This is a genomic window from uncultured Chitinophaga sp. (assembly GCF_902168175.1).
GTDB lineage: Bacteria > Bacteroidota > Bacteroidia > Chitinophagales > Chitinophagaceae > Chitinophaga.
Genome location: NZ_CABHOU010000054.1, coordinates 166778 through 193562, shown reverse-complemented (window position 1 = coordinate 193562; position 26785 = coordinate 166778). Strand labels below are relative to the sequence as shown.

Sequence of the window (26785 nt, the reverse complement as noted above, 5' to 3'; positions counted from 1 at the left end):
CTGTATCTACTTATAAAATTCTACCTATGGCAAATAAAGATGCGTTTCTCGAATACATCAAAAACGGCTATACTTTTAAAGGAGAATATTTTAAACTGGGCTGCGCTATGCTGGATGGCGAAGTGGTAAGCGGCGCAGAAGTAAGGCTCCCGCTTAAAACCCTGAACCGCCACGGCCTTATTGCCGGCGCCACGGGTACCGGTAAAACCAAAACCCTGCAGGTAATTGCCGAAGGATTAAGTGATGCCAGCATCCCGGTTGTGATGATGGACATCAAGGGCGACCTGAGTGGTATTGCTGCGGCAGGGGCCATCAACCCAAAAATTGAAGAGCGTTACCAGAAGATAGGTGGCACCTATATACCCAGCGCTTACCCCGTAGAACTGCTCTCCCTAAGCCACGATAAGGGTGCCAGGTTACGGGCTACAGTTACCGAATTTGGCCCGGTATTGTTATCGAAAATACTGGAGCTGAACGATACGCAATCGGGCCTCGTTGCCATGATATTTAAGTATTGTGATGATAACAAGCTGCCGCTGCTCGACCTCAAAGACTTCAAGAAAGTACTACAGTTCTTCGGCGGCGATGGCAAAGCGGAAATAGAAAAGGAATATGGAAAGATATCTACCACCTCTACCGGCACCATTTTGCGGAAGGTAATTGCACTGGAGCAGGAAGGGGCCGACCTGTTTTTCGGTGAAAGATCATTTGAGGTAGATGACCTGATGCGCATTGCAGACGATGGCAGAGGGATTATCTCCATCGTACGCGTAACAGATATACAGGACAGGCCTAAACTGTTTTCTACCTTCATGTTAAGTCTGCTGGCGGAATTGTACGCCACCTTACCTGAAGAGGGCGACCTGGACAAACCGAAACTGGTGATGTTCATAGACGAGGCCCACCTGATTTTCCAGGAAGCCAGCGATGCTTTGCTGCAACAGATAGAAACCATTATTAAACTGATCCGCTCTAAAGGTGTGGGCATCTTCTTCTGCACCCAAAACCCGATGGACGTACCACCGTCCGTACTGGGCCAGCTTGGTTTAAAAGTACAACACGCCCTGCGCGCGTTTACAGCTACCGACCGCAAATCCATCAAACAAACTGCCGAAAACTACCCGTTATCGGAATTCTATAAAACCGACGAGCTGTTAACGCAAATTGGTATTGGCGAAGCACTGGTTACCTGCCTCAGTGAAAAAGGCACGCCTACCCCACTCGCCGCCACTATGCTTACCACACCCCGTTCGCGTATGGATGTATTAAGCGATATCGAACTGAACAGCCTTATCGGCAGCAGTAAGCTGGTAAAGAAATACAACCAGGATGTAGACAGTCACAGCGCTTACGAGATACTAACCGCCAAACTGGAAGAAGCGGCCGAAAAAACAGCCCAGGCGAAGGAAGAAGCACCTGCGAAAGGCGCTAAGGCGAAAGAAGAAAAAGGTTTGCTGGAAACCATGCTCACCAGCAGCGCGGCCAAACAGGCCGGTCGCACCGCGGCCAACATCATTACCCGCAGCCTGCTGGGCGCACTGGGTCTTGGTGGACGCAGCAGCAAAAAGAAGAGCAGCTGGTTTTAATAATTTTTATCTTGGTAAAAAAAGAACTGACACATGCACGTACCCATTAAAACCGGCTTATGTTCCTACGGGCACAGCGGTTATGTATTCCACGCTCCATTCATCCACCTGCACCCGGGTTTTGAGTTCACCGCTATCGTAGAACGCAGCAAACGCCAGGCACAGCAACGCTTCCCTGAAGTGAAGGTGTATAGCAGCGTGACCGAAATGATTGAAGACAAAAGCCTGCAGCTGATCGTGGTTAACACGCCCAACAGCACGCATTACGAATATACGAAAGCCGCCCTGCTGGCCGGCAAACACGTGATCGTTGAAAAGCCCTTCACCATTCGTGCCGAAGAAGGCGAGGAACTGGCGAAACTGGCGAAAGAGAAAAATCTGACGATCATTGTTTACCAGAACCGCCGCTACGACAGCGACTTTAAGATCATCAAAAAAGTAGTGGAAAGTGGCCAGCTGGGCGATGTACTGGAAGCGGAGTTCCATTACGACCGTTTCAAGGAAGAACTGAGCTACAAAAAACATAAAGAAGTAGCCCAACCCGGCACTGGTGTACTGTACGATCTCGGCTCTCACCTGATCGACCAGGCACTGCAAATATTCGGTTTCCCGAAAGCGGTGTTCGGCGATATCCGCATTATCCGTAAAGACTCGCTGGTAGACGATTACTTCGAGCTGATACTCTACTACGATCAGCTGCGTGTAAGACTGAAAAGCAGCTACCTCGTGCGCGAATCGCTCCCGGCCTACATCCTGCACGGCCGCAAAGGGTCCTTTATCAAATCTAAATCGGATGTACAGGAAGCCCTGCTGCTCAAAGGACTGTTGCCCGAAGGGGCCGACTGGGGCGCAGAAGCGCCGCACGAATGGGGCCTTATCCACAGCGAGATCGATGGTGAGGTAGTGAAAAAATACATGCCTTCTACGAACGGCAATTACATGGATTTCTATAACGGTGTATATGCCACGCTTGCCGAAGGCAAACCTAACCCGGTTACGCCTGAGCAGGGAATTGATGTGATCCGCGTGATCGAAGCCGGATTCAAGAGCAGTGAGGAAGGCAGGGTGATTAAATTCTAACGGAATTAACTTTTCTAGACAGGCAAACTTCTTTCGGGGAGTTTGCTTTTTTATTTGGGGACCAGCGGTAGATTTTCAATTAAGCCGCCGTTGCGTCGCACCCTTCAACAGCTACTTCCTGCTGATCATCCCATCCCTGTCGCGCACTACCATATCCTCCGCCAGCATAAACTCCAGCGTGTCCATCAGCAGGTCTTCTTTAATACCAGGTAACGCATCTGCCAATAAAGTGAAAGTAAGCGGCTGCTCCAGTTGCAAAAGTACAGCCTCGGCAATTTTACCGAATTGTGGTGTGCTGAGTCCGCCGGACTTCTTCTTCAGGCATACATCGCAAACACCACAGGGTTCAGGGTTTTCTTCGCCAAAGTAACTTACCAGCGATTGTGTGCGGCAGGTGTCGTGGTTGCCGGCGTACCGTTGTACGGCATCTATCTTCGCTTCATAGATGCGTTTGCGTTCCGCGATACGTAACATATCTATCCGAAGGTATTGAACAGGCACCCGCTCCTGCAGGAAGCAGAGCTGTGGTTCGTCTTTACGCTGCTGGTAACGGATAATACCCTGCCGGTGCAGGCGTTGCAGCCAGTCGACGATCGTAGCCTCATCCGAGCGCAAAATGCGCATCAGTTGTTTTTCGTAAACGTGTACGGGGCTGTCAAAAATACCCTGGTAAGTACGCAGCAGGGCTTTGATAAGCGGCTCCAGTGTAGAGCCATGGCGCTCGTATTCCCAGAGGGTTTCTTTATTGGTGATGAATTCTACCCGCGAAGGCATGTACACGCTTTCACTTAACTGTACCACACCTTCGTGTTCCAGTATACGCATGGCGCTGTAGGCCACAGTAATGTTGAGCGAGAACTTGCGGACGAAGTCATTGATGTCAAAATCGAAATACACGTTTTCAGCACTGCCCACCGGTACCTGCAAATAGTTCACCACGCACTGGTACACTTCGCGGATCTCGTCGAGCTGTGGGAACTGTAACGGAATGCGGGCTTTCATTTCCAGCAGTTCCTGTTGGGTATATAGTAAAATGCCGTATGCCTTTTGTTCGTCGCGGCCTGCCCGTCCGGCTTCCTGGTAATAAGCCTCGAGGCTGTCGGGTACATCATAGTGAATCACACTGCGTACATCAGGCTTATCGATGCCCATACCGAAAGCGTTGGTACATACTACCACGCGGGTGCGGCCGGTTATCCAGTCTTCCTGTTTAGAACTACGTTCAGCGGCAGGCAGGCCTGCGTGGTAATAGTCGGCACCAATGCCCTGCGATTGCAGCAGGTTGGCTATTTCTTTGGTGTGGCGGCGGTTGCGGCAGTATACCACGGCGCTGCCAGGCACCCTGTCAAGGATGTGGCGTATCCTGTTCAGTTTCGCCTCATCTTCAAAAACACTGTATGATAAATTACTGCGTACAAAGCTTTTGGTAAACACTTTTCCGTTCTCAAATTCCAGCTTTTCACAAATATCTTCGCGCACCTTTAACGTAGCCGTCGCCGTGAGTGCCAGGATGGGCGTACGGGGGAAGTAACTCCTTATCTCCGCTATCTTCAGGTAAGCCGGTCGAAAATCGTAGCCCCACTGCGATATACAATGCGCTTCATCCACCGCTATCAGCCCAACGTCCAGGCTTTCGCAGTGCGACTGGAAACGGGGGCTCTGCAATCTTTCAGGAGAGATGTAGAGGAATTTGATCTTACCATTGCGGGCCAGGTCCATCACCTTTTCCACATCTTTAAAATACATGCCGGCATAAATGGCCATAGCAGGTATGCCCCGCTTTTCCAGGTTCTGTACCTGGTCTTTCATCAGGGCAATAAGCGGTGTAACCACCAGGCATACGCCTTCCAGCATCATGGCCGGCACCTGGAAACAAATGGATTTACCACCGCCCGTGGGCAGCAATGCAAGGGTATCGTTACCATCCAGCACCGATTGCACGATATCTTCCTGCAAAGGACGGAACTGCTCGTAACCCCAATACTTTTGTAATATGGAAACGGGAGAAGCCAATACAAGGCTAAAATACTGAAACTTTACGCGGATAAAAAAACCGCTCCTCATGGAGCGGCTTTATTTCTATGCAAGCTATACTAAGGTATAAGTCAGGACGAGGGTTTTCGGGATTAATAAACAATGTGTGTGTTTTCCGATACAAAGAAACCACATCTGCCCCAAAGCCCTTTATGAAATCAGGAAAACAATTTACGCAATGCGGAATATCAGTTTCCCCGTTTGTCCAGGTACGGCAGCGACCAGCCATTTTTCAGTGAAGCGAGTCGTATAGAGATCACAGCTATAATGCTCACGATCTCATTTACATCCTCCGCCACGCCAAGATGCCGCAGTAATATGAATAGTACACCTCCTGCCAGGCAGGCCGTAGCATAGATCTGCCGCGAAAAGATCAATGGAATTTCATTCACCATCATATCACGGATCACCCCGCCAAATATGGCCGACATCATTCCCAGTATGATAGCCGCCAGCGGGTTTACGCCGTATTTCAGCGACTTTTCCACCCCGAGTATGGTGTAAAAGCCAATACCAATGGTGTCGAAAAGGAACAGGGAGCGGCGGAATTTGAGAATGCGGTTGCGGAAAATGATGGTGAGCAGTACGCCCGAAGTAATGGCAATAATGTAATACGCATCTTTTACCCAGGCGATAGGATGTACGCCCAGCGTAACATCGCGCAGCGTACCGCCGCCTATGGCCGTAATAAAGCCGGTAAAAAACACCCCGAACAAATCGTGGTACATCTTTTTATCCCAGGCAGCCAGCGCGCCGGAAATGGCAAACATAAAAGTGCCGGTAATATCAATCCAATAGGTCATCATAGCTTAGGCAATAGCTTGTAAATTACTGGATTGTTCGACAACAAAAAACTTTACCGTACTTTCTTGAAACGCAGCCGTACAGAGTTAACGGCCAGCACCACATCCGAAAGGCCCATTACCAGTGCGCCCAGTATAGGGTTCAGGAAACCCAGTGCTGCTACGGGTATGGCTACCACATTGTAGGCAAAGGACCAGAAAAGGTTCTGTTTAATGGTGAGATAGGTGTGTTTGCCCAGCCCCATAGCCAGTGGTAAAGCTCCGAGGTTATTATTGAGTAAGATCACATTGGCGCTTTGCATCGCTACCTGCGTGGCATCGCTCAGCGAAATGCCTATTGCCGCTTTTGCCAGTGCGGGCGCATCATTAATGCCATCGCCTACCATAGCTACCGGTGCTGCTTTCATCAACTCGTCGATCTTCTGCAGCTTCTGCGCCGGACTTTGCTCTGCATATACTTCATCCATACCCAATTGCTGAGCAACGGCATTACACTTACTGGCCATATCACCACTAAGCAATACCGTTTTAATACCAGCCGCCTTCAGTTGCTGCATCACACCAGTTGCTTCGGGACGCAGTTCGTCGGTGAAGTTGAGCCAGCCGGCCAGTTCATTATTTTTGATAAGGTAGATATTGTGTTCCGATTCGGTAGTGAGATGCGCTGCCAGTTTATAAGAACCCAGTTGCCATTCGTTCCCTTCCTTATCCCTGGCCATCATGCCCACACCTTTATGCTCGCGTACCTGTTGCAGTGCATACTGTCCCGCACCTTTCCATTGTGCGGTAATCGATTTGGCTACAGGGTGCGAAGAGTATTTCTCCAGGTTGATAACGATGGCTTTGAAAGTCTGCTCGTCCATACCAATAGCCCTGTAAGCACCGAGCTGCAACTTGCCCGTGGTAAGTGTACCCGTTTTATCAAACACGATCTGCCGGATGTTGCGGAACTCTTCGAGCGTATTTCCTCCTTTAATGAGAATGCCGTTACGGGCGGCGCGGCCCAATCCCACCATTACCGCTGCGGGTGTGGCCAGGCCCATGGCGCAGGGACAGGCAATTACGAGTACGGCTACGCTACGCATCATGGCCACAGCGAATGTAGTATCACCAATCCAGTACCAGCCCGCAAAGGTGAGCAGCGCAATGGCCAGCACCAACGGAACAAATATCGCGCTGATCTTGTCGGCCAGCTTCTGCATAGGAGGCTTGTTACCCTGGGCCTGCTTAACCAGGTCGATGATATACGACAGTACGGTATCCTTACCGGTAGCGGTAATAAATATTTTGATACTGCCCTCTTCGAGTATCGTACCGCCTATTACTTTATCCTTCTCTTTCTTTTCCACGGGCGCACTTTCGCCCGATATCATCGACTCGTTCACATGACCGCTGCCCCAGTAAATGGTGCCGTCCATGGGTATTTTATCGCCGGTGTTGACCAGCACCTGGTCGCCCGTCCTTAAATCGCGGTTATCTATTTCATGAATATGTTCCGCGCCGTTCTCCATATGTATCTGGCGGGCGGTGGTAATCTGCATACGCGCCAGGCTGGCAATAGCCGTGGTGGTCTGTTTTACGGAACGCTCTTCCAGCAGGTTGCCGAGAAACACCAGGGTGATAATAGCAGCAGCGGTTTCGTAAAAGAGATAATCGGCTCCGAGGTTTTGTAAACTGCCGGTAAGACTATACCCGAAAGCCGCAGTGGCGCCGATTGTGATGAGCACGTCCATATTGGCGATGCCGTTACGTAACGAGCGGAAGGCACTTTTGCCAAAGTGTAACATACCCACGATGTATACGGGTGTGGTAAGCGCCAGTTGCACCCAGGTATTATGCAGCCAGTGCCAGTTTACCCACATATGCAGCAACAGCGGCAGGGTAAATACCAGGCAAAAGAAGAACTTAAACGTTAGTGTTTTATGAAAAGGGATGGTTTGATTGTCGCCGGGCAACTCCACGTGATAGCCGAGGTGATTAATACCTTCCAGTACCGGTGCGGCATCGGCTTCGGCAGGCATGGAGAAACTTAATTCCTCGGTAGCGAAGCTGATCACTACATCATCAACCCCTTTTTTTTCGAGATATTTAGATATTGTGAGCGCGCAATTGGCGCAATTCATTCCTTTAACCTTGCAATTAATGGTTTGCATCGTGTCTTTTTTAGGCCTCGATCTGCGGAGTAGAACGAGGCGGCGTAAGTATGCGGGGCCAGGGCTAATGGATTATCTTTAACAAAATTAAAGAACCATATTGGGTGAACAGTAATTTTTAATGCAACTAGATTGTAATTTTAGGCCATGGAAATGACGTTTACGTTCGACGAGCTACCGGCGGCGGCAGCCCGCTTCTGGGAAGCATTCCCGCAGCAACGGGTGTTTGTGTTACACGGACAAATGGGCGCAGGTAAAACCACCTTTGTGAAGGCACTTTGTGCTGTTAAAGGCGTGGAAGATACTACGGGCAGTCCCACCTTCTCGATCATTAATGAGTACCAGTACCACGATGGTGCCGGCCTTCCGCATTCCATTTTTCACCTGGACCTCTACCGCCTCAAAAATGCAGAAGAAGCCGTTGGAGCCGGGGTAGAAGATGTGCTTTACCAGGAAAACGCCACCTGTTTTGTAGAGTGGCCGGAGATAGCGGAACAGCTACTCCCGGATGGTACCGTACACCTGCACCTGGAGGTGTTACCCGACCAAAAGCGGCTTTTAAAGGCCCGCGTAGCTGTTTAAACAAATAGTGTATCTTTGGCAGGACCTAACATTACCGAAATATCTTTCAAATTTATGGAGCAAAGGCAAAAACCTGTTGTAAGTGCTGGCTTTACATATTCCCCGATGGAAGAAACGCTTGACATACGGCAGAAGAATCCGCGTTTGTTTATTGGTATCCCCAAGGAAACTTCTTTCCAGGAAAACCGTATTGCATTAACGCCGGACGCAGTGAGCATACTTTGTAACAATGGCCACCACATTGTGGTAGAACATAAAGCCGGTGATGGTTCACACTTCTACGACACCGACTATTCCGAAGCAGGCGCCGAGATCGTGTACGATAAGAAAGAGGTATTCAAGGCCGAGATCATCGTAAAATCGGCCCCGCTCAATGATGAAGAAATAGAACTGCTCCGCCCTCACCAGATCGTTATCTCCCCCATTCACCTTTCGGTATTAAAGGCCGCCCAGGTACAAAAGATGATGGATAAACGCATCACCCTTCTTTCTTACGAAAACCTGAAGGACGATGCCGGCACCTATCCGATTGTACGTGCCATGAGCGAAATTGCCGGAGGTGCGGTGATGCTGATAGCGGGCCAATACCTGAGCAACAGCAACCGTGGTAAAGGTATTTTGCTGGGTGGTGTTACGGGCATCCCCCCTACCAAAGTGGTGATCATCGGCGCAGGCATTGTGGGCGAATTTGCCGCCCGTACGGCCATGGCCATGGGCTCTTCGGTAAAAGTATTCGATAACAACATTTATAAGCTCAAAAGGCTGCAGAATAACATTGGCGTGCGGGTATTCACCTCCGTTATACAACCTAAAACGCTGGCCGAACAACTGAAAACAGCCGATGTGGCGGTAGGTGCCCTTTCTTCCCAAAGCGGGCGCACACCTATTGTTGTTAGCGAAGCCATGGTGAGCCACATGAAAGCCGGTTCGGTAATCGTGGACGTAAGCATCGACCGCGGCGGTTGTTTCGAAACTTCGGAAGTAACCACACACGAAAACCCGGTGTTTAAGAAGTACGATGTTATTCATTACTGCGTACCCAACATCCCTTCTGGTTTTGCAGGCACCGCCTCACAGGCAATCAGCAACGTACTGATGCCTTTGCTGCTGGATGCTGCCGATGATGGTGGTTTCGAGAACCTGGTTTGGATCAAACGCGGCGTACGTAACGGTATTTACCTGTACAAAGGCGCACTTACCAACTACCATTTAAGTGAGAAATTTAAATTGAAATATACTGACCTGGAGCTGCTGCTGGCGGTGAAGGGGTAAATAAAAAGCCGGGCTGTGAAGTCCGGCTTTTTATTTATATTGATGCAGTAACTATACTTCCAGCGAATAACCCATTGCCAGGAAAACAAGAATAGCCAGGCCTACCACAATACGGTAATACCCCCACATCTTAAACCCGTATTTCTTAAGCGTACCGATAAAGAACTTAATGGCGAGCATCGCCACCACGAAAGCCACAATATTACCGATCACCAGCAGTTTCAGGTTTTCGGGATATTTTGTTATCAGTTCATGATGTTTCAGCAACTTGTAACCAGTAGCAGCCGCCATGGTAGGCACTGCCAGGAAAAAGGAGAACTCAGCCGCCGCATTACGCGTCATCTTTTGCTGCATACCACCGATGATCGTGGCGGCACTGCGGCTTACGCCAGGCAACAGGGCAAGGCACTGGAACAAACCTATGCGAATAGCCTGGAAATAACTGATCTTTTCTTCGGAATCGATGGTGGGGTTCTTAAACCATTTATCAACAAACAACAGCACGATACCACCCAGCAGCAGCATAGCGGCTACTACGGCAGGCTTCTCCAATGCTGCATCTATATAATCACCTAAAAGATACCCAAGTATAAGTGCAGGCAACACGGCGAAAAACAACCGTACATAAAACTGGAGCTTCGATAAGTTGAAGAACTTCTTATAGTAAAGTACCACCACGGCCAATATGGCACCCAACTGTATACATACCTCGAACAGTTTTGTAAACTCATCTTTGTTAATCCCCATAATGGAACTCACAATGATCATATGGCCGGTGGACGAAACGGGGATAAACTCTGTAAGTCCCTCTACGATGGCGATAATTACCGCTTCTAAAATGCTCATCTATCAATCTGTTAAAACGAAAAGCGATGAACCATCATCGCTTCCCAGGTATCTCAATATGTTTTATAATTATGCTTTTGGCTTACGCATGATGGCGTATACTTCCAGGCCCAGCCCCAGCAGGATCACGATGGGTGCGAGGGTAATACGGCGGAAGCTGTATACTTCGTTCACGTCAAAAGAACCGTCTTTGCTGCTGCCACCCATCATCAGCAGGAAACCGATAGCGATGAGCACTACGCCTGCCAGCATGTAAGTGTAATTTTCTTTCCCGAAAAGGCCCTTTGATTCCTGGGCAACGGGCGTAGTTTGTGGTTTTGCGACTTCTTTAGCCATAATATTGTATTTCAGAATATGTTGTTAAAATTAATAAAGATCGTCCAGGCGCAGTTTCAGGTACTTCATTACCGAGCGGTGTGTACTTACCAGCGATATGCCTATACCCAGCAATATCATTCCGAGGAAAAGTACCCCGAGCAGGAAATAATCACGCATGGCCTTTAATTCAGGCACCTGGCTTTCTATAAAGTAAACGATGAGTACCAGGCCGACAATGGCCAGCAAAGCACTTACAGCTCCGTTGATAATACTGCGTACATCAAAAGGCTTGGCAATAAATCCCCTCGTTGCTCCTACCATTTGCATGGTTTTGATCAGGAAACGGTTGCTGAACATGGCCAGGCGGATAGTATTATCGATCAATACCAATACCACAATAGCCAGCAAACCACTGATAACCAATAACACCAGCCCTATTTTTCGTACGTTTTCGTTAAGCGACTGTACCAGCGCACGCTGGTAGTGAATTTCGCGTACATTAGCCTGGCTGGTAAGCTTCTGCTCTATTATTTTGAGACTGTCATTATTTACATAAGAAGCATTGGGGCTTATTTCAATACTGGCATACAGTGGATTGTAACCCAACAGCGCCGTAAAGTCCTCAAACTCTTTCTTAAATTCTTCTGCAGCCGCTTCTTTGGAGATGTACTTGATGTTTTTCACGTACGGCTGTCCGGCCAGTGAGTCGCGGAGCGCCATGCCCTGCTTTTCAGTCACGTTATCCCTGAAAATCACATGCACAACGATGCTTTCCTTAAAATAAACGCTCAACTTAGTAGCGTTGATCATGATAAGACCCAGAATGCCCAACATGAGCAATACCAGTGCTATACCAACGATGGAGTAAATATATGAAGGCTTCGATTTCTTTGCTGACGATTTCCCGGGTTGAGCCATTAATCTATAGTTTATTGGCGAAAATAATAAAAATTAGCAGTTATGTTTACTTTTGCCATCTTAAACGGCATTTTAACATTTTTATTTTTTAATATATGGATTTAACGCTGTTCCAGTGCATGGGCAGCGCTTAACTTTCAGAATACATCAGTATATGGAATATAATTTCAGAGCGATCGAACAGAAATGGCAGCAGCGATGGAAAGAAACACACGCCTATCGCGTGTCGAACAACAGCTCCAAACCCAAATGTTATGTACTGGATATGTTCCCCTACCCCTCCGGTGCCGGCCTGCATGTAGGCCATCCGCTCGGTTACATTGCATCCGACATTTATGCCCGCTACAAACGTCTTAAAGGTTTTAACGTTTTACACCCAATGGGTTACGATGCGTTTGGTTTACCCGCAGAGCAATATGCCCTGGAAACTGGTCAGCACCCCGCCGTTACCACCGAAAACAACATCAACTCCTTCCGCGACCAACTGGATAATATCGGTTTTTGCTACGATTGGGAGCGCGAAATACGCACCAGCGACCCCGCCTATTATAAATGGACGCAGTGGCTGTTCCTGCAGTTGTTCGACAGTTGGTTTAACCGTAAGTTGTCTAAAGCCCAACGCATCACCGACCTGGTAAATATCTTCGAAACCGAAGGTAATGCCAACCACGAATGCCCCGGCGACCGCAACATCCGCTTCAGCGCCGAAGGCTGGAAAGGCTTTTCAGAACAAGACCAGCGCGAAATACTCATGCACTACCGCATCGCCTTTCTCGCTTATGCTGAAGTAAACTGGTGCGCCGAACTCGGTACCGTACTGGCAAACGACGAAGTAGTGAACGGCGTGAGCGAACGAGGAGGCTTCCCCGTAGTGAAAAAGAAAATGCGCCAGTGGTTCCTCCGTATTACCGAATACGCCGACCGCCTGCTCGAAGGCCTGGAACAGGTATCGTTCAGCGAGGCTATGAAAGATATGCAGCGCAATTGGATCGGTAAAAGCCAGGGCGCTGAAATTAGCTTTGAGATTGAAGGTGTGCAGGGCGAGAAACTGGTATGTTATACCACCCGTCCCGACACCATTTTTGGTGTAGACTTCCTCGTACTGGCACCGGAACACGAGCTGGTAGATTTAATTACTACGCACGAGCAGCGCCAGGCGATAGATGATTATAAACAATACGTACAAAGCCGCTCCGAGCGCGAACGTATGGCCGAAGTGAAACAGGTTACAGGCGCCTTTACCGGTGCTTACGCCCTCAACCCCTTCAACGGCCGTCAGATACCCGTTTGGATATCTGAATACGTACTGGCCGGTTATGGCACAGGTGCTATTATGGCGGTGCCCTGCGGCGACCAGCGCGACTTCAACTTCGCCAAACACTTCGACATCCACATTACCAATATTGTGGGTGATGCCTACAATGGCGAAGAAGCGAATCCTACTAAAGAAGGTAAACTGGTAAACAGCGACTTCATTACCGGTATGGATATGAAACCCGCGATGGAACTGGTGATCAGCGAGCTGGAAAAACGTGGTAATGGTAAACGCCAGATCAACTTTAAGATGCGTGATGCCGGTTTCAGCCGCCAGCGCTACTGGGGCGAACCATTCCCGATCATCTATAAAAACGGTATTCCTTACGCGGTAGATGAAACCACCCTGCCCGTAGAACTCCCTCACGTAGAGAATTACAAACCCGGCGCAGAAGGCGAAGGCCCGCTGGCCAACGTACGCGAGTGGGTTGAACTGGGCGATGGCACCATCCGCGAAACCAATACCATGCCCGGTTACGCCGGCAGCAGCTGGTACTTCCTCCGCTTTATGGACCCGAAGAACGACCAGGTATTTGCCGACCGCAATGTAATGGACTACTGGAACCAGGTAGATCTTTACATCGGTGGTACCGAACACGCCGTAGGCCACCTGCTGTACTCCCGTCTGTGGACCAAAGTACTGTTCGACCTCGGCTTCCTGAGCTTCGACGAACCTTATAAAAAACTCGTAAACCAGGGTATGATCACCGGCAGCAGCCGCATCGTATACCGTGTGCGCGGTACACATCAGTTTGTATCTGCCGGTTTAAAAGATAAGTACGAAACCGACGAACTGCACGTAGATGTGAACATCGTAGACGGAGTAGAACTGGATACCGAAGCGTTTAAACATTGGCGCAGCGACTACACCAACGCAGAATTCATCCTCGAAAACGGTAAGTATATCTGCGGAACACTGTCGGAAAAGATGAGCAAACGTTACTTCAACGCCGTAAACCCCAACACGCTTGTGGAGAAATACGGTGCCGACACCTTCCGTATGTACGAAATGTTCCTCGGCCCGGTAGAGCAGAGCAAACCCTGGGAAACCAAAGGTATTGAAGGCGTACACCGCTTCCTGAAAAAGCTCTGGCGCCTGTTCGCCGACGAGCAGAAAGGCCTCGTTGTTACCAACGATGCTCCAACTGCCGACGAACTGAAAACGCTGCATAAAACCATCCGTAAGATCGAGGAAGATACCGAACGCCTGAGCTACAACACCGCCGTGAGCGCCTTCATGGTATGTGTAAATGAACTCAGCGATCTTAAATGTCATAAAAAAGCTGTGCTGGAACAGGTGCTGGTATTGCTCACCCCTTACGCACCGCACGTTGCCGAGGAACTGTGGCAGTTGATGGGCAACAGTGGCTCCATCCTGGATGCCGCTTACCCGGTATTCGAGCAGCAGTACGTAACAGAAAGCGCCAAGGAGTACCCCGTTTCGGTAAACGGCAAACTGCGCACCACCATCGTCATCAACCTCGATGTGGAAGCGGACGAAGCCGGCAAAATAGCCCTGGCGAACGAAGTAGTGCAGAAGTGGCTGGAAGGCAAAGAACCGAAGAAGATCATCTTCGTAAAAGGAAAAATGATCAACATCGTTATATAATTCTATGTAAAAGCCGGCCTCGTAAAGGGCCGGCTTTTTAAATACTATTTAATCAACATTTACTCCCTCCCCAGCCCCCGTTGTGTCACTCTCTTCAGCGGCAACAATTCTACTGGTCAAGTCCTGTCGCAATCACACCCGCGTGCCTGAAAACACGTCTCACCGTCCGCTCATCCTCCGCTTCACCATACTCTCACCATACTCCCTCCCTACTTCCAGGACATCTGTCGCAATCACCCCCGCGTGTCAAAAACACGTCTCACCGTCCGCTTATCCTCCGCTCACCGTCCGCTTACGTGCCGCTCACCTCGTATCTACCTCCTATCTTTCCTATATCTACCCTCGTAGGTACCAGGGTCTAACGAAAGGCTGATACGTATAATACTGCCACCTCCTACATATTCACCCTGTTCTCTACATCGCCCATGCTATTCTTCCGCTCCCTTACCGCCTTTATCTGCTGACTACCGAACTTCCACGAAAAGCTGAGGCTCACCTTCCTGCTTTCCCAACGGTTCACCCAGCGGATGGTGGAGGCATTGGTGTATATATCGGCATCGTAGCGCTGCATATTAAAGGGGTCCTGGAGGCCAAATGAAACGCGGCCCTGTTTGCGAAATACGGGTTTGCTGGCACTGAAACGGCCGCCATAGTTGGCGCGTTGTACCTGCTGACCCGAGGGAGCGGCGGTATTGTAGAACATGCTGATCGCCAGGCGAAGATCTTTGAAAATGGTAAAGGTGTTATCCAGGCTGGTTTCGGCGCCCCAGTTACCATTAGTAAAGGTATTAGAACGATACTCGGCATAACCGACCCCACCGCTAAAATCGAGCTGCCACCAGCTGGTTACCGGCAGGCCCAGGCTTACGGAGATATAACCGTAGTCGCTGCTGCCCAGGTTTTCAGAAGTAGTGGTCTGGATCTTTGTAACGCTATCCTGCGAAATAAGCCTTACCACATCGCGGTTGCCACGACTATAATACAAGGTTGTCCAAAGGGCCTGTTTAAACCCATGGCGCAACTGGAAGGTGTTGCTGTACGATGGATTCAGGTAGGGATTACCGACCTGCCTGTTATAGGGGTCTATCGCTACAATAAAAGGATTTAGGGAGCCGTAGGAAGGACGGTCAATGCGGCGGGAATAGCTAAAGCTGAGGTCATTGGTTTCGTTGATTTTCTTCATCACGTTTACTGTGGGAAACAAACCGGTGTAACGGCGCTTTACTTTCTGGCCCAGGGTTACGGAATAACCGGTGGCCTCTGTCCGTTCGGCGCGCAGGCCTGCCTGCAGGGTCCACTTCTTCCATTCCTTAGCCAGCGTAACGTAAGCGGCCTGTATGTTTTCGGTGTACACGAACTGGTTTGACCTGTTTACATCGGGCTCCCAAACGTTTTGCAGCAGCGAATCGTACCGCAGGTCGTTGTCGGTTTGTACACGGTTCACTTTAAAGCCGGCCTCTAAACGGAGGGTTTTAGAGAAGTACTTTGTATAGTCGGCCTTGAACGATAATGCATCTACATCGGTTGGTGCAGCCGCCCTGATCTGCGCGAACAAAGCGCCTGAATTGTTACGGTTCTCGATGCCCTCGGTCACTTCTTTGCCGTAATTAGAATAATCAGCATCGAGGTTCAGCGTGCTGCCCAGGCTGTCTATTTCATGCAGCAGGTTCAGGTTATAACTCAGTTTCGACCAGTCATCGTTGCCCCGGGAGTTAGCCGCCAGCAGACTCTTTTCGGTGGGGATGTCGTATACAAAGGTGTTGGCTTCTGTTGTATTGTTCGAGCTGCTGAGGTTTCCGTTCACAATAAAACCAATGGTGGTTTTGGCAGTTGGCTTGTAGTCAGCACCTATCTTCAGAAAATGAAAATCACTTACCGGGTGCCAGTAGTTGTCGTAATCCATGTACGACTCCTTGCCCTTACCATGAATAACCGTGTTCAGGGTGCGGTAGTTGAACGATTCGGAATAGTTGTAGCTATAATTACCAAAGAAGTTCAGCTTGTCTTTCCGGTAGTTAAGATTCAATCCCGCAGAGGCTTTAGGGTACTTACCCATGGCCAGGGAAGTATACGCATTGCCATTAACACCCTGCTGCATGTTCTTCTTTAACCTTATGTTGATAATACCCGCACTGCCGCCCGCATCGAACCTCGCTGACGGCTGTGATATCAGTTCTATTTTCGCCACCACGTCGGCCGGCTGGGCCTTAAGCCAGGCGGTGAGGCTTTCTCCACTTAAGTTTGAAGGGCGGCCATCTATCCAAACCTGCACGCCCGATTTGCCCATCATCACCAAATTTTCATCTTTATCGGGCCTGATGCCTGGCGCATGCACGAGCAGATCGAACAGCGTATTGCCTTGCGCCATTACACTATTTTCTACGTTCAGCACCATCTTATCTATCTGCATTTCTACATAAGGTTTCTGCGCATTTACGGCTACTTCTTTCAGCGTATTACGGCTCACCAGCACGATGGCTGGCATCGTAACATGGCTATTTATACTGTCGGTCACAAACGGGGCACTGTAGGTTTTGGCCATGCCCACCTGCGTAGCGGCCAGCAGGTAACGGCCGTATGGCGCAACAATGGTATAATTCCCCAGACTATCGCACACGGCCCCTTTAACCACGGCACTATCGGCTGCTTTTAACAGCGCTACCGTGGCAAAGGAAGCCGGCGTGGCGGAAGGCGTGTTTACCTGGCCGGCAATGCGGCCCTGGCCATATGTACTAAGGTGTAAAAAAAGGAGGAAGGAGGTAATTACTGTTTTCATATGTCTTAAATTGAGAACAGTACAAAGATGGCTGGATGCGCCCGCCCGCTCTTTCCCTTTTATACCAACAGCCCCGCCCGTACGACGAACACCGACCATGGCAGTTTGTCGGACGAAAAGGGCCGTTTGTCGAAGCAGGGGTATTCACCGGCAGGCGGCTTGGTAACTTTGAATACTACAAAACGGCACTATGAACAAACGGCAACATATACTCTTTAACGTCCTGCTCTTCATCGGGGTAGGGTTCATGGACCTCTATCTTAACGTACACATCGACACTACGTTTAGCTTCTATGGCATCAGCTTTACCCTGATGAAACTGGCCCTGTTTTACATCAACTACCAATGGCTGCATCCCAGGCTGCTGTCGAAAAAGAAGTATTTGCTGTGGCTGTTCAGCGTGGTAGCGCTGGTATTATCGTTCATTGTGATCCGCTACCTGGTGGAAGAAGTACTGTACTTAAAGCTCTTCGGCTATTCCAACTACTTCCAGGGCACCACTTACACTTATTATTTTGAAGATAACTACCTCCGCTTTGGCACCTGGATCATCATCGGCAGTATTATCCGCTTTATACAGGACTGGCTTCGTTTACGCGAACAACAGCGGGAACAGGAGAAGCAGCATTCTGCGGCAGAAATCTCTTTTCTGAAATCACAGATCAACCCTCACTTTTTATTTAATACCCTTAACAGCATTTATTCTCTTTCTTATCAACATTCAGAAAAAGCACCCGCCGCTATCCTCAAACTCTCCGAAATTATGCGTTACATGTTGTACGATACGGAAGAGAAACTGGTGCCACTGGATAAGGAAATTCAATACCTGCGTAACTTTGTGGAGTTACAGAAGATGCGTTTTAAAGAAGCCATTTATGCCGACCTGCTGGTAGAAGGCGCGGTTATGCAGCATCAGATTGCCCCGCTGTTACTCATCGCCTTTGTGGAAAATGCGTTTAAACACGGCATACTCAACGATCCGGATGAGCCGGTACTGATCCAGATCACAGTGGAGGGACAACAACTGCAACTCTATGTACAAAACAAAATCAATCAACAGCAAAAAGACCAGACCGGCGGCATCGGTATCGCGAACATCAAACGTCGCCTGGAATTGCTGTACCCCGGCAGGCACGAATTGAAGATCGATAATAACGGAACGCATTACATTTGTGAACTCACCCTTCAACTGGCATAACGCATGCAAAAACTACGCTGTATAGCGGTCGACGATGAACTGCTGGCATTGGATGTAATTACAGATTACATCCGCAAAACGCCCTTCCTGGAGCTGGTGTACAGCACCAACCAGGTGCTGGATGCCTTACAGTTCGTGGAAAGCGGCGGGGCAGACCTGGTATTTCTCGATATCCAGATGCCCCAACTGAACGGCCTGCAGTTCATGAAGATCATCCATGGCAAAGCACGCGTAATACTCACTACCGCCTATCCGCAATACGCCCTGGACGGTTATGAGCACGATGTGGTAGATTACCTGCTTAAACCCATTGCCTACGAACGTTTTTACAAAGCAGCGCAAAAAGCGGTAACACTCATCAGCCCAAGCCAGCCAATGCCCGTAGCGGAAAAGACCAGCACCGACATCCCTAATTTTATATTCGTTAAAACCGATAATAAGATGGTAAAGGTGCAACTGTCTGACATCCTCTTCGTGGAAGGATTAAAGGACTACATCGCCATCCAGACCACCACCGAAAAGATCATTACCCTGCAGAACATGAAAAGGATGGAGAAAATATTACCAGCGCCCAGGTTCATGCGGGTGCATAAATCCTACATCGTGTCCCTCGAAAAAACCGATACCATCGAACGCAACCGCATCTTTATCGGTAAAGAGGTTATACCCATTGGCGATACCTACCGCGATGCCTTTTTCCAGCTGATAGAAGGCCGGGAATAACCGTTAATAATAATCGGTTTCCTAATTCCCTGTTTCCTTCTTATTTTACCCTTCAACAAAATCACCTTATGAGGACTACCATACTAAGTTTCATGGCCGCACTACTATGCCAGGCGGCCAGCGCCCAAACCAGTGAAGCCTACTTTACTACCATGCCCACCCTTACCCCCGACGGCAAAACGGTTATATTCAGCTACGAAGGCGACCTTTGGAAAGCCGATGTGGCTAATCCGCATGCTACCCGCCTCACCGCCATGGCCGGTCAGGAAGGCAATGCAAGAGTATCGCCCGATGGTAAATGGGTGGCCTTTACCGGCTCCCAGTTCGGCAATGCTGATATATTTATCATTCCCATTGAAGGCGGCGAAGTGAAACAACTCACCTTCCACGCCTCGCTCGACGACATGGAAACATGGAGCTGGGATTCGAAGTTCATTTACTTTCGCAGCAGTCGCCAGGGCGCACCAACGGTGTATAAACTCCCGGTTGAAGGCGGTAACCCCGAAAGGCTGTTCCCTCACTACTTTAACCAGTTACACAATATAGCCCTGCACCCAACAACAGGCGAAATATTCTTTAACGATACCTGGGAAAGCAGCAATATGGCAAACAGGAAAGGTTACAAGGGCGACTTCAACCCCGATATCCAATCCTACGTTCCCGCTACCAAGACCCATAAACGTTATACCGATTACCGCGGTAAAGACTTCTGGACCAGCATCGACCGTAAAGGAAATATCTACTTTGTAAGCGACGAAGCGAACGGAGAATATAACCTGTACACTTTCGAGAACGGTAAAAAGAAAGGTCTTACGAAATTCAATACTTCCATCAAACGCCCATCCGTAGCGGCTAATGGCGGTAAAGTAGTGTTCGAGAAAGATTACCAGGTATACATTTACGATGTAGCCACCGCTCAGTCTTCTAAAATACCTTTAAGAGTACTGCGCAACTTTACCCTGCCTAAGCAACAAAGTTTTGAGGTAAACGGTAAGATCAGCACCTTCGACGTATCGCCCGATGGTAAAAAGATCGCGTTCATTTCCCGTGGTGAATTGTTTGTGAGTGATGCGGAAGGAAAGTTCGTAAAACAACTGTCGAAGCCGGCCGAACGTGCTTCTGAAGTAAACTGGCTGAAAGATAACCGTACCCTCCTTTTCAGCCAAACGCTGAACGGTTACACCAATTGGTACTCTATTGCTGCCGATGGCAGTGGTACCGCTAAACAACTCACCAGCGATGCGAAGAACAACCGTCAACTTACGCTTAACAAAGAGCGTACAGAAGGCGTTTACCTCAGCGGCCGCGACGAAGTACGCACCATCGATCTTAAAACCTTCGAGAGCAAAAACATTGTGAAAGACGAACTCTGGGCCATGTACAACAGTGCGCCCCGTTACTCCCCCAATGGCGAGTACATCGTGTTTAACGCCATGCGCAACTTCGAGGCCGACATCATGGTGTATAACACCAAAACCAAACAAACCATTAACCTTACCAATACCGGCGTAGCGGAAGTAAATCCGTTCTGGTCGCCCGATGGCAAGTATATCTACTTCGGCTCTTCCCGCACCAAACCCAGCTACCCAACCGGTATGATAGACCCGCACATCTACCGTGTGGCCCTCGACAAATTCGATGAACCTTACCGTATGGATAAGTTTGACGAACTGTTCGAGAAGAAGAAAGAAGAAGAGAAAAAGAAAGAAGACGGTAAAGACAAAGACAAGAAAAAGGAAGAGGAGAAAAAGAAAGAAGAAGAGAAGAAAAAAGAAGAGGAGAAGAAAAAGGCGATCGCCATCTCCATCAACACCAAAGGTCTCATGGAACGTGTGGAGCGCATCAGCCCTAACGCCGGTTCGCAGGATGGCCCATGGGTGCTGCAGAAAGACACGAAGACCACCGTATTATTCGGCTCTAACCACGAAGGTAAACCCGCGCTGTACAAAACCGTGCTGGAACCATTCGAGCAGCCTAAAACCGAAAAGATCAATGGTACCGATGGCAGTGTAGATGGCATCGTAGAAGCCGATGGCAAGATCTACACCATCTTCAACGGTAACATCAACAAGGTAAACCTTGACGCCAATAAACTCGACCAGATCAATATCAGCAAATCCTTTTACCGCGATATGGAAGCTGAGTTTAAACAGATGTTTTATGAAACATGGGCCGGCCTTGAAGAAAACTATTACGATCACGAATTTCATGGCCGCGACTGGAAGAAACTGCGCGACGACTATGCTAAATTCCTGCCGTACATCAACACCCGCGCCGATCTGCGTATACTGCTGAACGACCTGCTGGGCGAACTGAACTCCTCGCATATGGGCTTCAACTCCAATGGTCCGGAGGAGCGCATCAACTTCGCTTATAACACCATGGAAACAGGCATCATGTTCGACAACAATGAGCCTTACAAAGTAAAGTACATCGTTAATAACAGTAATGCCGATAAAAAAGAGGTGGACATACAACCAGGCGATATCCTGGTGAAAGTAAACGGCGAAAAGGTAGATCCAAACACCTGCCGCGACATCTATTTCACCCGCCCATCAATGGAGCGTGAAATGGAACTCACCTTTACCCGCAGCGGCAAAGAAGTAAATGTAAAACTGCATCCCGAGCAGCCGTACCAGCTGGGCGAAGAACTGTATAACGAGTGGATAGACTGGAACCAGGCGTATGTAGATAAGAAAAGCGACAACAAAATTGCTTACACCTACATGAAGAACATGGGTGGCGGCGAACTCGAAAAGTTCCTCACCGACCTCGTTGCCGAACTCGATGGCAAAAAGGCCCTGATATTCGACCTCAGGTATAATACCGGCGGTAATGTACACGACGCCGTACTCAACTTCCTGAGCCAGCGCCCGTACCTGCAATGGCAGTACCGCGATGGCAAACGCTCACCTCAGCCCGACTTTGCCCCATCCGGCAAACCGATCGTACTGCTGATCAATGAGCAAAGCCTCAGTGATGCCGAAATGACCGCCGCCGGCTTCAAAGCCCTCAAACTTGGCACCATCATCGGCACAGAAACCTACCGCTGGATCATTTTCACCTCCGGCCGTGGCCTGGTAGATGGCTCCTTCTTCCGCCTCCCATCCTGGGGTTGCTACACCCTGGATGGTAAAGACCTGGAAAAAGAAGGCGTTGCCCCCGACATTTACGTGAAAACCACCTTCACCGACCGTCTCGAAAACAAAGACCCGCAACTCGACCGGGCGATAGAAGAAATCATGAAGAAGATTAAATAGTCCATACAGGCCGGTCATACAGACCGGCCTTTTTTTATGTAACCAGCGGAGGAGCTTTGGTCAGCCGCCGTTGTGTCACTCCCTTCAGCGGTGGTAACAGTATCGGGCAATGTTTGGGGCTTACATGGCGGGGTGGTGTATACACCTGCCCAACACTAGCTTTTGGTGCACCGGCATGATCATCTGTCAATGAGGGATAACCTGCCAACCGGTATAGCCAACTAACAACCGGGTGAAATAAAAAAGCCCCTCCGCATTACGGAGAGGCTACATACCGGTGTATATACCGAATCTATTTCTTCACATCAGTCACCCTTGTCGGCGTGTCTTTCCCTGCGATAATACTTTCAGCGCTACGGGCAATCGCTTTAATAATGTCGGTGATGTTCTGGATGTTCAGGCTTTCCACTTCATCATCAACGCTATGGTACAGTTTATCTTTATCGATCTGTGTGGTGGAGATGGTATGGGCAGGCACACCTAAACGGGCTAATGTCGCATTATCTGAACGGTAAAACAGGTTCTGTTCTGGGTATGGGTCGGGGTGAAACTTAAAGGCCGAGCCTTCGAGGTTCTTCTGTAAGATAGTGCCGAAGTCAGACTTTTCGAAGCCCGTAATAAACGCGCTGTTGCGGCCAAACTTCGATTCTTTGCCTATCATTTCAATATTGAACATGGCTACTACCTTATCAGGGCTTAGTTGGCGGGAGAAGTACTGTGAGCCGTAGCCGCCTATCTCTTCGGCCGTAAATGCCACGAAGATGATACTACGGGCAGGCTTCTTCTTCTTAAAATAATTGGCCAGCATTACTACCGCCGTGGTGCCCGAAGCGTCATCGTCAGCGCCATTGGCAATACTGTCCTTAGCTGCCGATGGAGGTAATATACCTATGTGATCGTAATGGCCAGAGAATACCACGTACTCATCCGGTTTACTGCTGCCGGTAATCATACCTGCCACGTTGTTCAGGTGCATAATATTAAGCTCCTGGGTAATGGAAAGGTTCCATTCGGCTATCTTTTCAAACACCGCATCTTTTAATACGAACACTACCGGGTTATCCTTTTCGCCCGTAATTAAAGGCCTTGCCCTGCGGTTACGGATCGACTTGAATGCCCCGGCGGCCTGCGCATCTACCCAAACTAAGGTCGGCACATCCACCTCGCCATCCAGCGCTTCACGGAACTTTGCTTTCAGCTCTTCTTCACTTCTAACCGTTTCCTCCTTTATCTTATCAAGGCTTTTCCATTCAATCCTGGGTAAACTGCTTTGAACTACCACCTGGTCGCGGCTCCACTCTTTTCCGTTTACCAGTAACCTCACCGACTGCGACTTTACAGTATACATATTGAACTCCTGGCGATAACCTTTGGAACCTGCCAATGGCTGCAAACCAGCTTTCTTAAATTCCGCTTCCAGAAAAACGGAAGCTTTATCTATACCCGGTTTAAATGTGGGGCGGCCACCCATATCGTCTGCAGCCAGCGTGCTGATGATACGTTTTACCTCCTTTGCTTTAATTTTTTGGGCAAACATTGTATGCGACATCATTCCCAAACTTAACGGCAGCGCCAGTAAAAGAGCCTTTTTCATTGTCATAGCAGATTTGAATTATGTCAAAAATAAAATTTCATGCCCATAACTCCATCCAAAATCAAGGTTTTCTTACATTTGGTGATTATGTCCAATCCGCACTTACGACCCGAAGAGAACAGATTGAGCGCTGCTGAGAAGGAATTCGAGAACAGCATTCGCCCAAAGGAGATTATTGACTTTGCGGGCCAGGACCAGATCATCACCAACTTAAAGGTGTTTATCCAGGCGGCTAAAATGCGCGGAGAAGCTCTTGACCACGTGCTGTTCCACGGCCCTCCCGGTCTCGGTAAAACCACGCTTTCCCGCATCGTTGCCAATGAAATGGGGGTCAATATTAAGGAAACTTCCGGCCCGGTGATCGAAAAGCCCGGCGACCTGGCAGGTTTGCTTACCAATCTCGAGGAAAAAGACGTACTGTTTATAGATGAGATCCACCGCCTCAGTACGGTCGTGGAAGAGTACCTGTACTCCGCCATGGAGGACTTCCGTATCGATATCATGATCGATAGCGGTCCCAATGCACGGTCGGTACAGATCAACCTCAGTTCTTTTACCCTGATCGGGGCTACAACCCGTTCCGGCCTGCTTACCGCCCCGCTGTTATCACGTTTCGGTATTAAGTCCAGGCTGGAATACTATAACAAAGATGTGCTTCAGAAGATCATCTGGCGGGCGTCTGGTTTATTAAATACGAAGATCACTTCCGATGCTGCCGGCGAAATAGCCCGCCGTTCACGTGGCACTCCCCGTATTGCCAACGGTTTGCTGCGCCGTGTGCGCGACTTCGCCCAGGTAATGGGTAACGGGGTAATTGATATGGAAATAGCGCAGTTCAGCCTTAAAGCGCTGAATGTAGACGAATATGGCCTCGATGAAATGGACAACCGCATCCTGCATACCATCATCGAAAACTTTAAAGGCGGGCCAGTGGGTATTACTACTATCGCTACGGCAGTGGGTGAAGAAGCAGGTACGCTGGAAGAAGTGTACGAACCTTTCTTAATACAAGAAGGCTTTATCAAGCGCACTCCCCGTGGAAGGGAGGTTACCGATAAAGCCTATACCCATTTAGGGAAAACTCCTTATAAAGGGAGTGGAAATACTTTGTTTTAAATCACTACTCCTTCACCACCAGGCGGAAGCCGTTACCGTGAATATTCACGATCTCGATATTGGGATCTTCCTTCAGGTACTTACGCAGTTTGGCGATGTACACGTCCATACTGCGACCATTGAAGTAAGTATCGCTGCCCCATATTTTCTTCAGCGCCACTTCGCGCGGTAAGAGGTCATTTTTATGCTCGCACAGCATATGCAGCAACTCATTCTCTTTAGGAGATAAAGTGTGCGACTGTGTATCTTTCGCCAGCGTACGCAGGCGCGAGTTAAAATGATAATCGCCGATAACGAACTCGTGTTGCTCTTCCTCTTTCTGGTTCAGTTCCTGGTTGCGCTTCAGTATCGCTTTGATCTTCAGCAGCAGCAGTTCACTATCGAAAGGTTTAGAGATGTAATCGTCGGCTCCCAGTTTATACCCCTGGATAATATCTTCCTTCATGGTTTTGGCAGAAAGGAAAAATAAAGGGATATCCGGATCTACATCGCGTATTTCTTCAGCCAGCTTGAATCCGTCCATATTAGGCATCATGATGTCGAGCAGGCAGATATCGAACTTCTGGCGGCGGAAGGCAGCCAGTGCAAGTATACCGTCGCGGCAAAGTTCTACTTCATAATCGTTCAGCTCCAGATAATTCTTTAATACCATCCCAAGGTTGGTATCGTCTTCGGCCAGCAGTATATGTGGTTTACGTTCTTCCATATTCAGAGGTTAATGTATATAAACAAATATAAGTTTTTCTGAAGCAGCAAGATGCAGAAAAATCGCGCCTTCCCGCGCTAAGAATTTGTTAAAATAAGAAGATGACTAACGTTTATTGATCAGTGATGTAAAGCCCCAGCGTAGGTTACTGTAACCCACCATATCAACTTTAATACTGCCTACGGAGATAGGGCTATCTACCCGCAAAGGTACCTTATTAGCATCGTCGCTCACCCACACCGTCATCTTTTCGCCACCTTCGAAGATGGTGCCCTTGATAAGCAGGGGCTTGAATTTGATGGCGCGGAACTTACCGAACTTCGTGTTCACTTCCTCCTTTCCGATATAACGGATGTAAATGTTGTACACCTCATCGTCGAGGAACATCGTAAGCGGAATTTTATCGTTCGGTTTGTACTTCGAGAAGTCGATATTACGTGCGTAGTAAATAGCGCTGATAACGTCCTGCACACAGGGAGGTGTTTTAAAAACCGCTCCTTTTTCGTTAGTGGCGGTATGGGCATCGTGGTTAAATACCACGTTCTGGGATATTTTGTAGCCCCCTTCGTTCACATTACGGATAAAACGTAATGGCTTCATGGTAGCTGTATCTATATAACTTTCATATTTATCGCGCACTTTAAATATCCAGTCGTAGGTGCGAAAGGTTTTGCCTTCACCTGTTACGTGGTATACATCGTGCCCGCCATACTTTTCCAGTTTGCTGGTAAACGTGGCTTCGCCTGCGCCTACAAACATTTTACCAAGGTTATAGTACACCTTAAATGTAAGGTTTTCGCCCGCTTTAAAGCTGGTGTTACCGGCCCCGCAAAACTCCTGTGCAAAGCATATACTGCTTATGGTTAACCCACAGATAATTAGTAACAAATGCTTCAT

19 protein-coding genes are annotated in these 26785 nt (G+C 48.9%); 9 read left to right on the top strand and 10 right to left on the bottom strand.

The features are described 5' to 3' along the window. The first annotated feature begins 26 nt into the window (after positions 1–26). Complete coding sequence (locus QZT80_RS11450) at positions 27–1586, top strand: helicase HerA-like domain-containing protein (RefSeq protein WP_295121844.1); 1560 nt, start codon at positions 27–29, stop codon at positions 1584–1586. A gap of 33 nt (positions 1587–1619) precedes the next feature. Then, on the top strand, positions 1620–2666 hold the full coding sequence (locus QZT80_RS11445) for a Gfo/Idh/MocA family oxidoreductase (RefSeq protein ID WP_295121842.1): 1047 nt from the start codon (positions 1620–1622) through the stop codon (positions 2664–2666). Between the two features lie 111 nt (positions 2667–2777). Here the strand turns inward: QZT80_RS11445 and QZT80_RS11440 are convergent, their stop codons facing one another. The 3 genes from QZT80_RS11440 to QZT80_RS11430 all read right to left on the bottom strand — a co-directional run bounded on the left by QZT80_RS11440 (position 2778) and on the right by QZT80_RS11430 (position 7656). Further along, the gene (locus tag QZT80_RS11440; RefSeq protein ID WP_295121840.1) at positions 2778–4730 is read right to left on the bottom strand and encodes an ATP-dependent DNA helicase RecQ; all 1953 of its coding nucleotides are present in this window, start codon (positions 4728–4730) and stop codon (positions 2778–2780) included. A 158-nt stretch (positions 4731–4888) separates the two neighbouring features. After that, positions 4889–5506, bottom strand: coding sequence for a trimeric intracellular cation channel family protein (locus tag QZT80_RS11435; RefSeq protein WP_295121838.1), 618 nt, complete (start codon positions 5504–5506; stop codon positions 4889–4891). A gap of 50 nt (positions 5507–5556) precedes the next feature. Beyond that, the gene (locus tag QZT80_RS11430; RefSeq protein WP_295121836.1) at positions 5557–7656 is read right to left on the bottom strand and encodes a cation-translocating P-type ATPase; all 2100 of its coding nucleotides are present in this window, start codon (positions 7654–7656) and stop codon (positions 5557–5559) included. A 147-nt stretch (positions 7657–7803) separates the two neighbouring features. On the opposite strand from QZT80_RS11430, the gene tsaE reads away from it, so the two are divergent. Then, positions 7804–8238 carry a tRNA (adenosine(37)-N6)-threonylcarbamoyltransferase complex ATPase subunit type 1 TsaE gene (tsaE, locus tag QZT80_RS11425; RefSeq protein ID WP_295121835.1) on the top strand — a complete coding sequence of 145 codons (435 nt, stop codon included), beginning with the start codon at positions 7804–7806 and terminating at the stop codon, positions 8236–8238. A 105-nt stretch (positions 8239–8343) separates the two neighbouring features. Beyond that, positions 8344–9510, top strand: coding sequence for an alanine dehydrogenase (locus QZT80_RS11420; protein WP_295121833.1), 1167 nt, complete (start codon positions 8344–8346; stop codon positions 9508–9510). Between the two features lie 51 nt (positions 9511–9561). Here the strand turns inward: QZT80_RS11420 and QZT80_RS11415 are convergent, their stop codons facing one another. From QZT80_RS11415 to QZT80_RS11405, 3 genes are all read right to left on the bottom strand, one after another. Continuing rightward, on the bottom strand, positions 9562–10356 hold the full coding sequence (locus QZT80_RS11415; protein ID WP_295121831.1) for an undecaprenyl-diphosphate phosphatase: 795 nt from the start codon (positions 10354–10356) through the stop codon (positions 9562–9564). Positions 10357–10425: 69 nt separating this feature from the next. Further along, complete coding sequence (locus QZT80_RS11410; protein ID WP_295121829.1) at positions 10426–10692, bottom strand: DUF3098 domain-containing protein; 267 nt, start codon at positions 10690–10692, stop codon at positions 10426–10428. A gap of 30 nt (positions 10693–10722) precedes the next feature. Next, positions 10723–11592, bottom strand: a complete 870-nt coding sequence (locus QZT80_RS11405) for a permease-like cell division protein FtsX (RefSeq protein ID WP_295121827.1) — start codon at positions 11590–11592, stop codon at positions 10723–10725. A 154-nt stretch (positions 11593–11746) separates the two neighbouring features. On the opposite strand from QZT80_RS11405, the gene leuS reads away from it, so the two are divergent. Beyond that, positions 11747–14515 carry a leucine--tRNA ligase gene (leuS, locus tag QZT80_RS11400; RefSeq protein ID WP_295121825.1) on the top strand — a complete coding sequence of 923 codons (2769 nt, stop codon included), beginning with the start codon at positions 11747–11749 and terminating at the stop codon, positions 14513–14515. A gap of 394 nt (positions 14516–14909) precedes the next feature. On the opposite strand, the gene QZT80_RS11395 is transcribed toward leuS, so the two are convergent. Continuing rightward, positions 14910–17291 (bottom strand): outer membrane beta-barrel family protein, encoded by a 2382-nt coding sequence (locus QZT80_RS11395; protein ID WP_295121824.1) that lies wholly within the window; start codon positions 17289–17291, stop codon positions 14910–14912. Between the two features lie 190 nt (positions 17292–17481). On the opposite strand from QZT80_RS11395, the gene QZT80_RS11390 reads away from it, so the two are divergent. From QZT80_RS11390 to QZT80_RS11380, 3 genes are all read left to right on the top strand, one after another. Continuing rightward, complete coding sequence (locus tag QZT80_RS11390; RefSeq protein ID WP_295121823.1) at positions 17482–18489, top strand: sensor histidine kinase; 1008 nt, start codon at positions 17482–17484, stop codon at positions 18487–18489. Positions 18490–18492: 3 nt separating this feature from the next. Then, the gene (locus QZT80_RS11385) at positions 18493–19212 is read left to right on the top strand and encodes a LytTR family DNA-binding domain-containing protein (protein WP_295121821.1); all 720 of its coding nucleotides are present in this window, start codon (positions 18493–18495) and stop codon (positions 19210–19212) included. Between the two features lie 68 nt (positions 19213–19280). Beyond that, complete coding sequence (locus QZT80_RS11380) at positions 19281–22472, top strand: S41 family peptidase (protein ID WP_295121819.1); 3192 nt, start codon at positions 19281–19283, stop codon at positions 22470–22472. Positions 22473–22764: 292 nt separating this feature from the next. On the opposite strand, the gene QZT80_RS11375 is transcribed toward QZT80_RS11380, so the two are convergent. Beyond that, positions 22765–24066, bottom strand: a complete 1302-nt coding sequence (locus tag QZT80_RS11375; protein ID WP_295121817.1) for a M20/M25/M40 family metallo-hydrolase — start codon at positions 24064–24066, stop codon at positions 22765–22767. A gap of 87 nt (positions 24067–24153) precedes the next feature. Between QZT80_RS11375 and ruvB the strand changes: the two genes are divergently transcribed. After that, entirely contained in the window at positions 24154–25182 is a 1029-nt protein-coding gene (ruvB, locus tag QZT80_RS11370; RefSeq protein ID WP_295121815.1) for a Holliday junction branch migration DNA helicase RuvB, read from the top strand. A gap of 4 nt (positions 25183–25186) precedes the next feature. On the opposite strand, the gene QZT80_RS11365 is transcribed toward ruvB, so the two are convergent. Together QZT80_RS11365 and QZT80_RS11360 are read right to left on the bottom strand one after the other, a co-directional pair. Then, positions 25187–25888, bottom strand: a complete 702-nt coding sequence (locus QZT80_RS11365) for a response regulator transcription factor (RefSeq protein ID WP_295121813.1) — start codon at positions 25886–25888, stop codon at positions 25187–25189. 105 nt (positions 25889–25993) lie between these two features. Next, positions 25994–26785, bottom strand: a complete 792-nt coding sequence (locus QZT80_RS11360) for a DUF3108 domain-containing protein (protein ID WP_295121811.1) — start codon at positions 26783–26785, stop codon at positions 25994–25996.

Coding starts and splice junctions, on each gene's coding strand:
- QZT80_RS11410 (WP_295121829.1), bottom strand. CDS start 10,692: ATGGCTAAAGAAGTCGCAAAACCACAAACTACGCCCGTTGCCCAGGAA.
- leuS (WP_295121825.1), top strand. CDS start 11,747: ATGGAATATAATTTCAGAGCGATCGAACAGAAATGGCAGCAGCGATGG.
- QZT80_RS11445 (WP_295121842.1), top strand. CDS start 1,620: ATGCACGTACCCATTAAAACCGGCTTATGTTCCTACGGGCACAGCGGT.
- QZT80_RS11365 (WP_295121813.1), bottom strand. CDS start 25,888: ATGGAAGAACGTAAACCACATATACTGCTGGCCGAAGACGATACCAAC.
- QZT80_RS11385 (WP_295121821.1), top strand. CDS start 18,493: ATGCAAAAACTACGCTGTATAGCGGTCGACGATGAACTGCTGGCATTG.
- QZT80_RS11435 (WP_295121838.1), bottom strand. CDS start 5,506: ATGATGACCTATTGGATTGATATTACCGGCACTTTTATGTTTGCCATT.
- QZT80_RS11430 (WP_295121836.1), bottom strand. CDS start 7,656: ATGCAAACCATTAATTGCAAGGTTAAAGGAATGAATTGCGCCAATTGC.
- QZT80_RS11390 (WP_295121823.1), top strand. CDS start 17,482: ATGAACAAACGGCAACATATACTCTTTAACGTCCTGCTCTTCATCGGG.
- QZT80_RS11450 (WP_295121844.1), top strand. CDS start 27: ATGGCAAATAAAGATGCGTTTCTCGAATACATCAAAAACGGCTATACT.
- QZT80_RS11415 (WP_295121831.1), bottom strand. CDS start 10,356: ATGAGCATTTTAGAAGCGGTAATTATCGCCATCGTAGAGGGACTTACA.
- QZT80_RS11360 (WP_295121811.1), bottom strand. CDS start 26,785: ATGAAGCATTTGTTACTAATTATCTGTGGGTTAACCATAAGCAGTATA.
- tsaE (WP_295121835.1), top strand. CDS start 7,804: ATGGAAATGACGTTTACGTTCGACGAGCTACCGGCGGCGGCAGCCCGC.
- QZT80_RS11395 (WP_295121824.1), bottom strand. CDS start 17,291: ATGAAAACAGTAATTACCTCCTTCCTCCTTTTTTTACACCTTAGTACA.
- QZT80_RS11375 (WP_295121817.1), bottom strand. CDS start 24,066: ATGAAAAAGGCTCTTTTACTGGCGCTGCCGTTAAGTTTGGGAATGATG.
- QZT80_RS11420 (WP_295121833.1), top strand. CDS start 8,344: ATGGAAGAAACGCTTGACATACGGCAGAAGAATCCGCGTTTGTTTATT.
- ruvB (WP_295121815.1), top strand. CDS start 24,154: ATGTCCAATCCGCACTTACGACCCGAAGAGAACAGATTGAGCGCTGCT.
- QZT80_RS11380 (WP_295121819.1), top strand. CDS start 19,281: ATGAGGACTACCATACTAAGTTTCATGGCCGCACTACTATGCCAGGCG.
- QZT80_RS11405 (WP_295121827.1), bottom strand. CDS start 11,592: ATGGCTCAACCCGGGAAATCGTCAGCAAAGAAATCGAAGCCTTCATAT.
- QZT80_RS11440 (WP_295121840.1), bottom strand. CDS start 4,730: ATGAGGAGCGGTTTTTTTATCCGCGTAAAGTTTCAGTATTTTAGCCTT.